This window comes from Burkholderia arboris (genome assembly GCF_038723655.1).
Taxonomy (GTDB): Bacteria; Pseudomonadota; Gammaproteobacteria; order Burkholderiales; family Burkholderiaceae; genus Burkholderia; species Burkholderia arboris.
Genome location: NZ_CP109822.1, coordinates 1,588,165 through 1,600,868 on the forward strand (window position 1 = coordinate 1,588,165; position 12,704 = coordinate 1,600,868).

The 12,704-nt window shown below is 69.3% G+C and carries 12 protein-coding genes; 6 read left to right on the top strand and 6 right to left on the bottom strand.

All coding sequences use genetic code 11. The features are described 5' to 3' along the window. Positions 1 to 3 precede the first annotated feature (3 nt). The gene (locus tag OHZ10_RS24495; protein WP_342705942.1) at positions 4 to 537 is read left to right on the top strand and encodes an SRPBCC family protein; all 534 of its coding nucleotides are present in this window, start codon (positions 4 to 6) and stop codon (positions 535 to 537) included. Here OHZ10_RS24495 and OHZ10_RS24500 read toward each other — a convergent pair. Continuing rightward, positions 491 to 1,213, bottom strand: coding sequence for a haloacid dehalogenase type II (locus tag OHZ10_RS24500; RefSeq protein ID WP_059237142.1), 723 nt, complete (start codon positions 1,211 to 1,213; stop codon positions 491 to 493). The genes OHZ10_RS24495 and OHZ10_RS24500 overlap by 47 nt on opposite strands. 201 nt (positions 1,214 to 1,414) lie before the next feature. Next, positions 1,415 to 2,053, bottom strand: coding sequence for a hydrolase (locus OHZ10_RS24505; protein WP_059237141.1), 639 nt, complete (start codon positions 2,051 to 2,053; stop codon positions 1,415 to 1,417). Between the two features lie 301 nt (positions 2,054 to 2,354). Here OHZ10_RS24505 and OHZ10_RS24510 point away from each other — a divergent pair, with 301 nt between their 5' ends. Continuing rightward, on the top strand, positions 2,355 to 3,248 hold the full coding sequence (locus tag OHZ10_RS24510) for a LysR substrate-binding domain-containing protein (RefSeq protein WP_342705943.1): 894 nt from the start codon (positions 2,355 to 2,357) through the stop codon (positions 3,246 to 3,248). Positions 3,249 to 3,297: 49 nt separating this feature from the next. Here the strand turns inward: OHZ10_RS24510 and OHZ10_RS24515 are convergent, their stop codons facing one another. Then, complete coding sequence (locus tag OHZ10_RS24515; protein WP_342705944.1) at positions 3,298 to 5,157, bottom strand: sulfatase-like hydrolase/transferase; 1,860 nt, start codon at positions 5,155 to 5,157, stop codon at positions 3,298 to 3,300. Positions 5,158 to 5,291: 134 nt separating this feature from the next. Here OHZ10_RS24515 and OHZ10_RS24520 point away from each other — a divergent pair, with 134 nt between their 5' ends. Both OHZ10_RS24520 and OHZ10_RS24525 read left to right on the top strand, forming a co-directional pair. Further along, positions 5,292 to 6,308, top strand: a complete 1,017-nt coding sequence (locus OHZ10_RS24520; protein WP_059240755.1) for a LysR substrate-binding domain-containing protein — start codon at positions 5,292 to 5,294, stop codon at positions 6,306 to 6,308. Between the two features lie 325 nt (positions 6,309 to 6,633). After that, the gene (locus OHZ10_RS24525; protein WP_174991926.1) at positions 6,634 to 8,880 is read left to right on the top strand and encodes a putative bifunctional diguanylate cyclase/phosphodiesterase; all 2,247 of its coding nucleotides are present in this window, start codon (positions 6,634 to 6,636) and stop codon (positions 8,878 to 8,880) included. A 15-nt stretch (positions 8,881 to 8,895) separates the two neighbouring features. Here OHZ10_RS24525 and OHZ10_RS24530 read toward each other — a convergent pair whose 3' ends face one another. Then, the gene (locus tag OHZ10_RS24530) at positions 8,896 to 9,960 is read right to left on the bottom strand and encodes a diguanylate cyclase (protein ID WP_342705945.1); all 1,065 of its coding nucleotides are present in this window, start codon (positions 9,958 to 9,960) and stop codon (positions 8,896 to 8,898) included. 67 nt (positions 9,961 to 10,027) lie between these two features. Then, entirely contained in the window at positions 10,028 to 11,032 is a 1,005-nt protein-coding gene (locus tag OHZ10_RS24535; RefSeq protein WP_059237137.1) for a chemotaxis response regulator protein-glutamate methylesterase, read from the bottom strand. Positions 11,033 to 11,423: 391 nt separating this feature from the next. On the opposite strand from OHZ10_RS24535, the gene OHZ10_RS24540 reads away from it, so the two are divergent. Beyond that, positions 11,424 to 11,954, top strand: a complete 531-nt coding sequence (locus OHZ10_RS24540) for a DUF4946 domain-containing protein (RefSeq protein WP_342705946.1) — start codon at positions 11,424 to 11,426, stop codon at positions 11,952 to 11,954. An 8-nt stretch (positions 11,955 to 11,962) separates the two neighbouring features. Next, a complete protein-coding gene (locus tag OHZ10_RS24545) occupies positions 11,963 to 12,391 on the top strand; it encodes a hypothetical protein (protein ID WP_174991923.1) in 429 nt (142 codons plus the stop codon). 48 nt (positions 12,392 to 12,439) lie between these two features. Here OHZ10_RS24545 and OHZ10_RS24550 read toward each other — a convergent pair whose 3' ends face one another. After that, complete coding sequence (locus tag OHZ10_RS24550; protein WP_027782734.1) at positions 12,440 to 12,664, bottom strand: hypothetical protein; 225 nt, start codon at positions 12,662 to 12,664, stop codon at positions 12,440 to 12,442. Positions 12,665 to 12,704: the final 40 nt, after the last annotated feature.

The window sequence follows — 12,704 nt, forward strand, 5'->3', positions numbered from 1 at the left end:
GTCGTGGAAATTCATTCGCAATGGACGTTCGATTGCCGGCCCGAACATGTGTGGCCGCATTTCCTGCAGGCGCGAATGGACGACACGCGGCCGCTGCTGTTCCGCCTCGGCGTGCCGAAGCCGGTCAGCTGCCGCGTGCTCGAAGGCACGCCGGCCGTCGGCAACACACGCCAGTGCACGACCGATCGCGGCACGATCGACCAGCGGATTCTCGTGCTCGACGAGAATCGCCGGCTGCGTTACCGGATGGTGGCGTCGACGGTCTGGTGCCGCGACTGGGTCGGGCTGCTCGAGGACGAATTCACGCTGACGCCCGTTGCCGACGGCACCACGCGGGTCGAGCGGCGCACCGTGTTCAGCGCGCGCGGCTTCTTCAGGCCGGTGCGGCAGATCGGCCTGTGGATCGCGTTGCGGCAGGCCCACCGGTATGCGGCGCGCAACTGGCGGCGCCTCGCGCTCGCGGCGAAGGGGCAGGCCGCGCAGCCGGCATTCAACCCGGGCAGCCGAGCCGGTCCGCGAGTTCGTTCAGGTTCCTGACGTCGAAATCCCACGCGTCGTCGGCTTTCAGATCGGTGGTCTGGGCGGGCCCGTGCTCGGTCGGCCGCAGCACGAACGCGGTCGACAGCCCGAGTTGCCGCGCGGCGGCGAGGTCCCCGTTGTGCGCGGCGACCAGGCACAGCTCGGCGGGCGCGATGCCGAGAATCTCGACCGCTTCGGTATAGACCTTCGGCGACGGCTTGTATGCCCGGGCGACTTCGGCGCCGAGAATCGCGTCCCACGGCAGCCCGCCGTGTTTCGCGACGTCGACCATCAGCCGGATATTGCCGTTCGACAGCGGCGCGATGATGTAGCGCTGCTTCAGCCGGTGCAGCCCGGCGACGGAATCGGGCCACGGGTCGAGCCGGTGCCATGCGGCCGTGAGCGCGTCGATCTCGGCGTCGGGTACCTCCGCGATCCCGAAGCGGTCGAGCGTGCGCACGAGGTTCTCGCGATGCAGCACGTCGAGCCGCACGTAGCGGCGGCGCCCGCTGCGGATTTCCTCCATCGACGGCGAATATTCGGCGCGCCACGCGTCGGCGAACGCGAACGGGTCGAGTGCCGGCGCGTGGCGGTCCAGGAACGCGGCGGCGCCGCGTGCGACACCGCTTCTCCAGTCGACGATCGTTCCGAAGACATCGAAAACGAGCGCCTTGATTTCGGCAGGGTTCGTCATGGTGATCCAGTGAAGGTCGTTCGATGAGGGGGCATATCGCCGTGCCGCCGAACTGCGCGGCGCCGGTTTCATCGACATTGAATCACGGATACGAAAACGCGGCCCGGGCGGCCGCGGCGGCGCTGACGAGCAGGGCGCGGGCGCGGGCACGGGCGCGCGCCGCCGGCCGGCAAACACCGGCGGCCGCGCGCGCCCGGCTGGTCAGCTCTTGTCGTACGAGAACTGGATGCCGGCCGTTCCGCCGGTTTCGATGAACAGGTTGATGAACGCCGGCACGGTGGCGCTGCGTGCCCAGTCGCGCTGCAGCTCGCAGAACAGCTGCGCGACGCTGATCATCTGGCCGCCGGCCTGCTCGATGCGGCGCAGCGCGGCTTCGTGCGCGGCGACCGACGTGCCGCCGACCGCATCGACCACCACGTAGACCTCGTAGCCGGCCTTCAGCGCGTCGAGCGCCGGGAACGTCAGGCATGCCTCGGTCCACAGCGCGGTCATGATCAGTTTCTTGCGGCCGGTCGCCTCGACGGCCCGGCGGAATTCGACGTCTTCCCACGAGTTGATGCTCGTGCGGTCGTAGGTCGGATAGCCTTCGAGCGCCGCGCGCAGCTGCGGGATCGGCGGCTTGTTCAGGCCTGTCTTCACGTTGACGGTCGAGTGGACGATCGGCAGGCCGTACGCGACGGCCGCCTTCGACGCGCCGACGATGTTGTTGATCAGCAGTTGGCGATCCATCGACGCGATGGAGTTCACCTGGACCGGCTGGTAATCGATGACGATGAACGCCGCGTTCTGCGGGGTGAGCAGGTGGTCGTTCGCGGGGTCGCGAACCGGTTCGCTTGCCATGGTTGCCTCCAGAGACAGTGCAGGAAGTGAAGTGGAATCCCGTGGGGCCAGAGTGGCGCGGCCGCGGTGTCGGGACACTCGCCGCGGCTGCGCGATCGCGCCGTCGCAAACGTCCGGCGCCGGTTACGCGGCGGGCGAGTGCTTCAAGCGTAGTGAATCGATCGGGCCGGCGAGGGCGCCGGCTGAAAAAATCCCGGCCGCCGCGACGACATCGATCCACGTCGAATCAGGATGCTATTCGTGCAACAACCGGCGTTCCAGTCCCTTAAAATGCCGTCAGTGTTCTATGGGTGGAACAATCATGGATGACCTGAACGACCTCTACTATTTCGTGAAGGTGGTCGAGCACGGCGGGTTCACGCAGGCCGGGCGCGCGCTGGACGTGCCGAAATCGACGCTGAGCCGGCGCATCGCGGCGCTGGAAGCGCAGTACGACGTGCGGCTGCTGCAGCGCACGACGCGTCATTTCACGGTCACGGAAACCGGGCGCGAATTCTATGAGCGCTGTCTCGCCGTGCTGGTCGAGGCCGACGCCGCACGCGAGGTGATCGAGCGGCGGCACGCGGAGCCGCGCGGCATCGTCCGCGTCAGCTGCCCGACCGCGTTGCTCGAATACCGCGTGAGCGAGCTGGTCGCGCGCTTCATGGCGATTCATCCGCAGGTACACGTGCATCTCGAGGCGACGAACCGCCGTGTCGACCTGCTGAGCGAAGGATTCGATCTCGCGTTGCGCGTGCGTTTCCCGCCGCTCGAGGACAGCGATCTCGTGATGCGCGTGCTCGCCGACAGCCCGCAGCGGCTGGTCGCCGCGCCGCACTGGCTGGCCGGGCGCGCGGTGCCGTCCGACCCGGCCGAGCTGATCGGCGCGCCGAGCCTCGACTGGGGGCCGGCGCGGCATCACGTGTGGCACCTGGTCGGGCCGAACGGCGCGCACGCGCAACTGCGCCATCACCCGCGTTTCGTGACCGACGACATGCACGCGCTGCGCGACGCGGCGATTCACGGCGTCGGCATCGTGCAGCTGCCGTGCATGGTCGTCGAGGACGACCTGCGCAACGGCACGCTGGTCGACGTGCTGCCGGGCTGGGCGCCGAAGGGCGGTGTGGTGCACGCGATGTTTCCGTCGCGGCGCGGGTTGCTGCCGCGCGTGCGCCTGCTGATCGACTTCCTGGCCGAACACATCCGGAAGGATTGACGGGCGGCGCGCGGTGTTCCGCGCGCCCTGGCCGGCTGCGTTCAGGCCGTCAGTGCTGCTTGCGGATCTGCACCTGCACCTTGCCGTCGCGGATCGGCATCACGTCGGGGCTGTCGTCGCCGACTTCGCTCGCGATCAGGTCGTTCAGGCGGCCGTTCATCGCGAGCAGCAGCTCGCCGTGCCGCTTGCGGTCGGTTGCGAGATTGCGCATCTCGCCCGGGTCGCTCGCGACGTCGAACAGCTCGACGTCGTTGCGCGCGAACAGCGCTTCGAGCGTCGTCGGCCGGTTGAATTCGAGCGGCGAGAAATAGCGCGTGAAGCGGTAGCGGCCGTCGAACACGCTGCGGATCGTGCCGCGCAACCGGAAATCCGGCTGTTGCGCCAGCGCGCGGCGCAGCAGCTCGTCCTCCGGCACGCCTTTCTGCCGCAGCGTACTCAGTTCCTTCAGCATCCATTCGCTGTCGTAGTACAGCAGCATCGCGTAGTTGAACAGCGTGGCGTCGCGCGCCGCATGCCGTTTCGCGTCGGCCGGCTTCGCGAGCCAGCGCGTGAGGTCGTGCCCCTTCAGCGCGCTGCCGCGGATCGTCGCGAGCCGTGCGTCGTCGAGGCCGGTGAGCCCGAGCAGCGTCGGCGCGATGTCGATGTGCGACGTCAGCGCATCGCACTGCATGCCGCCCGGATACGCGGGATGGCGGATCACGAGCGGTACGTGGTTCTGCGGCTGGTACGCGGTCGCACCCTTGCCGACGAGCTGGTGCGCACCGATGTGATCGCCGTGATCGGCCGTCATCACGACGATCGTGCGTTCGTCGAGCCCCAGCGACTGCAGCGACTGCAGCAGGCGCACGACGTGCGTGTCGCAATCGCGGACGCAGTTGAAGTAGTTGTCCTGATAGATGCGCAAGCGTTCGTCGGTAAACGGGTAACGCCCGACGAGGTTCGCATGCGCGGCGTTGAACATCCCGTGCGCGGGTGGCCGCCCCGGCTCGTCGTACGGCTGCCGTCGCGATGGCGCGAGCGGCACGTCGCGCCATGACGTGCGGTACAGCGCGTCGTTCGGCGGCGGCGCGTTGCCGAGCATCGGATGGTTCGCATCCTGCACCGTCGAGCCGTTCGTGTCGGTGTTCACGAACATCGCGTCGTGCGGATTCACGAGATTCACCGCGAGGAACCACGGCTTGCCTTCCTTCGCGAGGCGCGGCGCATGGTTGCGCATCCAGCTCACCGCGGCTTCGGCCGTGATCCCGTCGTACTGGTAGCCGCCGCGCACCATGCCGATCAGGTCGCCCACGCCGAAATAGTCGTCGAAGCCATACGCGCGGATCGTACGGTTGTAGTCGGCCACCGGCGCCGTGTACGGGCTCGCGGTTTCGTGCATCGATGCGCTCAGGTGCCACTTGCCGAGATACGCGGCGTAGTAGCCCGCATCGCGCAGCATGTGGCCGACGGTGCGCACGTCCGGCGACATGTCCTTCTGCCAGGGCACGCCCGCGTTGTCGAGCACGCCGGTGTGCTGGATGTGCTGCCCGGTATAGACCGTCGAGCGCGACGGCGAGCACACGCAGGCGGCGATCTGGTGATGCATGAACGTGATGCCGTCGCGACGCAGCGCTTCGCGGCCCGGTACCGGAAACGGCCAGCGGTCGAAGTGGCGTTCCTGGTCGGTGAGGATGAACAGGATGTTGTAGCCGGCGGGCGGTGTGGCGGGTGCGGTTGCCGCGCCCTGGAACGCGGGCGCCGGATCGACGCCGGCGACGTTCGCGACGCCAGCGGCCGGTGCGCCGGGCGGCGGCGTCGCGGCCAGCGCGTCGGCGCCGAAACCGGCCGACGCGACCGCCGCGCCGGCCAGCTTGAGGAACTGACGCCGCGCGGTGGGCTCGGGGGCGGGGGTGTCCTGATCGTCTTTCACGTCGGTTGTCTCCTGGTCGTGCCGGCTCGTGCCGGGGGTTTTCATGCCGACGACTATGCGGCAGGATCGCGTATCGATCGATGAAAGATCGGGATCGATCGATAACCTGCCGAACATGAATGACGGAGACGCCCGTGACCTTCGACCCCCGCGCCCCGGCCGGCCGTACGCGCCCGGAACCGCTCGCGCCGCCCGGCGCACCGGCCCACGAGCAGCGCATCGCGCAGGCGCTGCGCCGGCTGCGCGTGCGTGACATGGAAACGCTCGACACGCTCGGGCGCACGCGCAGCTTCGCGCGCACGGCCGAGGCGGCGTCGATCACGCAGCCGGCGCTGTCGAAATGGCTGCGCGAGCTCGAGGAATCGCTCGGCCTGCCGCTGTTCGAGCGCACGTCGCGGCGTGTCGCGCCGACGGCGTACGGCGATGCGCTGCTCGAATGCATCGGCCGCGTGCTGACCGACATGCGAGGCGTCGCGCCGGCGTTCGACGCGCTGCGCACGGGCGCCGGCCGCCCGGTGTCGATCGGCCTGCTGCCGAACATGGCGCCGCAGCTGATTCCGGGCGCGCTCGCCTGGTTGCGGGAAGCCGGCCGCCCGGTGCAGCTCAACGTGCGGGAAGACACGCTCGACCGGATGCTCGCGCAGGCGCAGCGCCGCGAGCTCGACCTGCTCGTGTGCCGGCTCGACGCGTCGGCGCTACGCGCGGGGCTCGACGTCGCGCCGCTGTACCGCGACGACATGATCGTCGTCTGCGGCCCGCGCCATCCGCTGCTCGGGCGCGCGCGGATCGGCTGGCGCGACGCGGCCGCGTTTCCGTGGATCGCGCCGCCGCTGGGGTCGCCCGCGCGCACGGCGCTCGACGCCGAGTTCGCGAAGGCGGGCCTGGCGCCGCCGTCCGTGCTGATGGAATCGGTGTCGTGGCAGACCAACCGCGCGGTCGCCGAACAGTCGCCGTGCCTGTTCGTGCAGTCGGCCCGCGCATTCGATCTGGCGACGCGAGCCGGCGAGCGCGTCGGCCGGCTGCCGCTGAAACTGTCGACGATGCCCGATACGGTCGGCGCGCTGTATGCGGCGCCCGCGAGCGTGTCGGTCGCCGCCGCGATCGATGCGCTGAAGGCCGTGACGCGCACGCCTCCCGGCGCCGGCGATTGACCGGGAACGGAGCCGCGCGCCGTCACAATCTGACGAACCGGTTTCGGCGCCGGCGCGCCGGGGCGCCCGAGGTCGTCGCGCGGCGCGCAAGCCTTTCGGCGAGCTGACCGCCGCGGGCGGGGGAGCGGCAACCGAGCGTAAGCCCTGATGTGTGCGGACACGCCGGTTGTCACGGATTGGTGTTAAATATATTTCGGCGCGCCTTGGCTCGGCGCGCAAACGGGGCGCACCGGGCATCGGCGTAAACCCGGGGCGAAACAGGGCACGGAAGATCGATAACGAATCGGGCGCATCAGACCCGGTCGGACAGACGGCAGGATTCATCTTGAATACCGAACCGCAAAGTTCTCGTTACAGCCTCGGGCTCGCGGCGGAAGTGCTCGCGTCCGAACAAAGCGTGCTGCGACTGATCACGCGCAACACCCCGCTGCCGGAACTGCTGATCGAAGTTTGCCGGCGTGCCGAGGCTTTGCTCGGCGACGGCGCATCGTGCACGATCCTGCTGCTCGATACGGACGGCGTGCACGTGCGCGTCGGTGCGGCGCCGTCGTTGCCTGCGCAATACAGCGCCGCGATCGACGGTGCGCCGATCGGGCCTGCGGCCGGCTCATGCGGCACGGCGATGTACGAGCGCCGGATGGTCGCCGTCGAAGATATCGAAACCGATCCGCTGTGGGCCGACTACCGTGCCATCGCATCGCCGCTGGGCCTGCGCGCATGCTGGTCGGTGCCGTTTCTCGACGACTCGGGCGCCGTGCTCGGCGCGTTCGCCGTCTATCACCGCCGGCCGCGCCGGCCGAGCGACGAGGAAACCGAACTGTTGCGCGACATCGGCAACAGCGTCGGGCTCGCGGTGCACCAGGACCGGATCGCGCGGCAGCTGGCGCGCAGCGAGGAACATCACCGGCTCGTCGTCAACAGCCTGAACGAAGGGATTCTCGTCGTATCGCGCGACGGCGTCGTGGTCGCCAGCAACCCGAGCGCGAACCGGATGATGCGCGTGAAGGGCGACCTCGTCGGCCGCCGGCTGTCGACGGTGATCCTGCGCAAGCTGCGCGAGGACGGCACGCCGATCGCGCCCGATGCGTGGCCGAGCCGGCTCGCGCTCGAGACGGCCAGGCCGATGCTCGATTACACGGTCGGTTTCGGCCTGGCGGACGGCGACATCATCTGGGTGCGCGGCAACGCGGTGCCGATCGTGAGGCCGGGCGAGACGCAGGCCGACTCCGTGCTCGTGTCGTTCAACGATATCGGCCCCGTGCGCGAAGCGCAGCAGCAGCTGCGCTACCTGGCGACGCGCGATGCGCTGACGGGCCTCTACAACCGCCGCTGGCTAGCCGATCGCATGCGCGAGCTGTTCGGCGGGCACGATGCGGGCCGGCCGGCACGCGTCGCGATCCTGTTCATCGATCTCGTCGGCTTCAAGAAGGTCAACGACACGGCCGGCCACGACGCGGGCGACGCGCTGCTGCGCAGTGTCGCGGCGCGGCTCGCGGCCTGCGCGGGCAGCCGGTATGCGCTCACGCGCGTCGGCGGCGACGAGTTCGTGATTCTCGTGGACGACTGCGACGATCCCGACCGCCTCGCGGTGCTCGCGCGCGAGGTGATCGACGCGATCGCGAAACCGTTCGCGATCGCGAACAACGAGTACTGGCTCGGCGTATCGATCGGGATCAGCGTCGCGCCGCGCGACGGCGACGATGCGGTCACGCTGATGCGCAACGCCGATTCGGCGATGTACGACGCGAAGCAGCGCGGCCGCAACCATTTCACGTTCTTCACCGCGCAGCTCAACCTGCGGCTGCAGCGCCGCTTCGCGGTCGAGCAGTCGCTGCGGCGCGCGCTCGCGTCGGACATGCTGCGGCTCGCCTACCAGCCCGTCGTCGATGCGCGCAGCGGGCGCACGGTCGGCGCCGAAGCGTTGCTGCGCTGGAACAGCCCCGAGCTCGGGCCGATGTCGCCGGCGGAATTCATCCCGGTGGCGGAAGATACCGGGCTGATCGTCGCGATCGGCCAGTGGGTGCTCGAAACGGCCTGCAGGCAGGCGGCCGAATGGCGCCGCACGATTGCGCCCGACCTGATGCTGGCCGTCAACCTGTCGCCTCGGCAGTTCCACGAAGGGCTCGTCGAATCGGTCGATCGCTGTCTCGCGCAAACGCGGCTCGATCCTTCCGCGCTCGAACTCGAGATCACCGAAGGACTGCTGATGAACGACACGGACACCGTGCTGCCGATGCTCGAAGCGCTCACGGACATGAACGTGCGGATCTCGGTCGACGATTTCGGCACCGGCTATTCGTCGCTCGCGTACCTGAAGCGCTTTCCGCTGCACAACCTGAAAGTCGACCGCTCGTTCGTGTCGGGCGTGCCCGATCATCACGACTCGGTCGCGATCACGCAGGCGGTTGTCGCGATGGCGCATTCGCTCGGGATGAAGGTCACGGCAGAGGGCGTCGAGACGCAGGCGCAGTCGTGGTTCCTGCAGCAGATCGGCTGCGACATGCAGCAGGGCTACCTGTTCAGCCGCCCGCTGGACCCGAACGACTACGCGCGCCGGCTCGGCGCCGCGTAAGCGCGGCGCGCACGGTCATTCGCTGCGCGGCGCGCCGAACCCGCCGCCGGGCGGCGTCGGTGTCGCATCGATCTCGACGCGGTTTTTGCCTTCGTGCTTCGCGCGATAGAGCGCGCGGTCGGCCGCCTCGATCAGCACGGTCGTCGGCAGGCCGGGCGCGGGCACGATGCTCGCGCCGCCGATGCTGATCGTCACCGTGTTGCCGGTCGACGAATGCGCGTGCCGCAGCCGCAGCGCCTCGACCGCGAGCCGGATCTTTTCGCCGAGCAGCCGCGCGGCGCCGGGCGACGTGGCCGGCATCACGACCGCGAATTCCTCGCCGCCGAAGCGCGCGGCGAGATCGCCCGACTGCCCGAGGCAGCGCTCGATTGTCGAGGCGATCTGTTTGAGCACGCTGTCGCCCGACACGTGCCCGTACGTGTCGTTGTAGAGCTTGAAGTTGTCGACATCGATCATCAGCAGCGACAGCTCGCTGCGCTCGCGCGTGCCGCGCCGCCATTCGGCAGCCAGGTATTCGTCGAGATAGCGCCGGTTCGACAGCCCGGTCAGGCCGTCCGAGTGCGTGAGGCGCCGCAGTTCGAGGTTGGCCTCGAGCAGTTGCTGCTGAGATTGCCGCAGCGCGCGATAGGCTTCGTCGCGCTGCAGCAGGTTCATGTACGAGCGCGAGTGGTAGCGGATGCGCGCGACGAGCTCGATGCGGTCGGGCAGCTTGACCAGATAGTCGTTCGCGCCGGACGCGAACGCGGCGCTCTTGATTACCGGCTCTTCCTGCGTCGACAGCACGATGATCGGCACGTCGCGCGTCGCCGGGTTCGCGCGGTACGCCTTCACGAGGCTCAGCCCGTCGGTGCCGGGCATCACGAGGTCCTGCAGGATCACGGTCGGCCGCGTCTCGATCGCGGTGGCCATCGCGTCGTCCGAGCGCGGGCAGTAGTGGAAGTCGATGCCTTCCTCGTCGACGAGCGCGCGGCGTATCGCTTCCGCGACGATCGTCTGGTCGTCGACCAGCAGCACCATCGCCGGCACGTCGGCGTGCGGCGCGGTCGGACCGCCCGGCGGGCGAGTCAGGTCAATGGTCATGGTCGATGCGGGTTGTTGCGGTTGTAGCAGGGGCCGGCATGGGTGTTGCGCGTGTTCATCGTCGGGCTCAGATCCGCGTGAGCGCCGCCAGCTCGCCCGCGATGCGTCCGAGCGGCAGGATCGCGCGCGCCGCGCCGAGCGTCGCGGCCGCCTTCGGCATCCCGTACACGGCACTCGTCGCCTCGTCCTGCGCGATCGTATGGTAGCCCTTCATCCGCAGCGCCTTCAGGCCGATTGCGCCGTCGCGCCCCATCCCCGTGAGCAGCACGCCGATCACGCGGCCGGGCCAGTGCTCGGTCAGGCTGTTGAAGAACACGTCGACCGACGGGCGATACGGCGTGGCGGCCGGCTCGCGCGTGTACTCGAGCGTGCCGGCGCGCGTGATGCGCAGGTGATCGTCGGTCGCGGCGAGCAGCGCGACGCCCGGTTGCGGGCGGTCGCCTTCGCGTGCGACGCGCACGGCGAGCCGGGTCTGACCGTCGAGCCATTGCGCCATGCCTTCGGCGAAGGCGCGGTCGACGTGCTGCACGATCACGATCGGCGCATTGAAATCGGCCGGCAGGCCGCCGAGGATCGACGCGAGCGCGCCGGGGCCGCCGGCCGAGGCGCCGATCGCGATCAGCGGGCCGCCGCCGGCGCGGGCGGCCGTGCCGGCGATGCGCGCGCCGCCCGGCGCGTCGAGCAGGCGGCCGATCTGGTCGATCTTCGCGAGCAGCAGCTTCGTCGTGTCGCCGGCCGCGCCGTCGCCGAGCCGCGGCGTATCGACTGCGTCGAGCGCACCGGCGCCCATCGCTTCGAACACGCGCCACGCGTTCGCGCCGATGCAGCTCGTCACGATCAGGATTGCGCACGGTCGTTCGGAGCGCATGATCCGCCGCGTCGCTTCGATCCCGTCGAATTTCGGCATGATCAGGTCCATCAGCACGATGTCGGGTGGCTGCGTGGCGCACAGTTCGACGGCCTGCGCGCCGTCGGTCGCGACCCACAGCACACGGTGCTCGGGCCGTCGCGCGATCGCGCGGCGCATCGCCTCGACGGCAAGCGGGAGGTCGTTGACGATGCCGATGTTCACAAGCGGAATTCTCCGGTCGGTTCGTAATGTTGGAGGGTGGCCGGGTTCATGGGAGGGCTTGCCTGTTCGGCGCCGCCGGGCGGCTTCGGCGGCCGGACGGCACGGCATTCTTTTGGGTTGGCGACGCCCCGCATGCTGTCATGCGGCGCGGGCGGCGGCAATCGAAAAATTCGCGCATTGTGCGGTTTCAGTGCGTTTCCTCTATGACTGTGCGGCATATCGCGGGCGGCCGACGGATCTCGGGCGGGCCAGGTGCGCCGCGGGCGCCTCGCGACAGCCGGTCGCCGCTGGCCCGTCGCCGGCATGCCGTGCGATCATGGCGCGCCGTGCGCCTGGAATCCCCGTCGAGCGAACCACACTGAACGACATGAACGAGACATCACGTTTTCAAATGCCCTTGCGGGCAATGGCCGCGTGGCTGTGTATCGCGTCCGCCGCGGCGGTTGCGGAAACGCCCGCCGTCGTCCCCTGGCCGTCGGGCTGGGAGGTGGCGGCCGGCCCCGCGCTGACGACCCGCGCGGGCAAGACGCTGCCCGGCTCGAATGCGGTCGCGCTGAAGCGCGACGCGACGGGCGCGGCCGAGGCCATGATTTCGTTGATGCAGATCGTGCGGACCGATCACGGTGCGGCCGGCCTCGATCGCGAATTCGACACGATGCAGCACGTGATCGTCGACGGCTACCGGAGTCGCGGCTGGACGACGCAATGCACGGCGGCCGGGCAGGCGCCGCTGGGCGGCCGCCCGGGGCTCGCGACGACCTGCGACATGCATCGTGCGGACGGCACGGCGATCCGGCAGATCCTCGTCGCGACGATGAGCGAGACGACCGTGTACGGGCTGTCCTATACGGCGCCCGCCGCGGGTTTCGACGCGCACAAGCCGGAATTCGACGCGATGCGCGCGGATTTGACCGTGCAATGACGGACGCCATGACGCCACCCGACACCCTGCGGCTCAGCCGCGACCCGTACGCGCCGATCGTGATCGAGCGGGACGGCCGGTTGCTGTACAGGATCGACATCGAGAGCGGGCATGCATCGTTCCACCGCGATTTCCCGGTCGATTCCGATGCGCTGCGCGTGCTGAGCGACGATGCCGAACGCTACTACTTCCTGTTCGCGGCGCTTCATCATCCGTACCAGCTGAGCGCGACGAACCTGTCCGACGCGCAGCGCGAACGCTACTTCAGCACGATCCTGTTTGCCGGCCGAGACGAGGTCGAAGCTTTCATGACGGAATGCGACCGCGCCAGCAACGGCGCAGTGGCGAACCTGCTGAGGATCTTCACGCAGGCCGATTACCGGCAACTGCGCGAGGGCCGGTGGTTCGGCATGGGCGCCGGCACGCCGGCCGCGTAGCGGGCCGTACCGGGCATCGGGCCGCGCAGCGGCTGCGCGGCCGCGTCGTCAATGGCTGCGCGCGTAGCCCTGGATCAGCGCGCGCATCATCCCTTCGACCGTCGCGTCGCGCAGGTCGCCTTCCTGCTCGGCCTCCTCGACGAGCGCGGCATAGGCGGTCGCGAGCGTCACGCGGTCGACTTCATGGCGTTGTTCCATCAGCGTCACCATCCCGTCCTTCGCCAGATGAGCGGAGAACGCGCGGCTGCCGATGGTCTGGAATACGTCAATCATGGCGGCTCTCCCGTCCGTTGCCGATGCTTTCCAGTGTAGT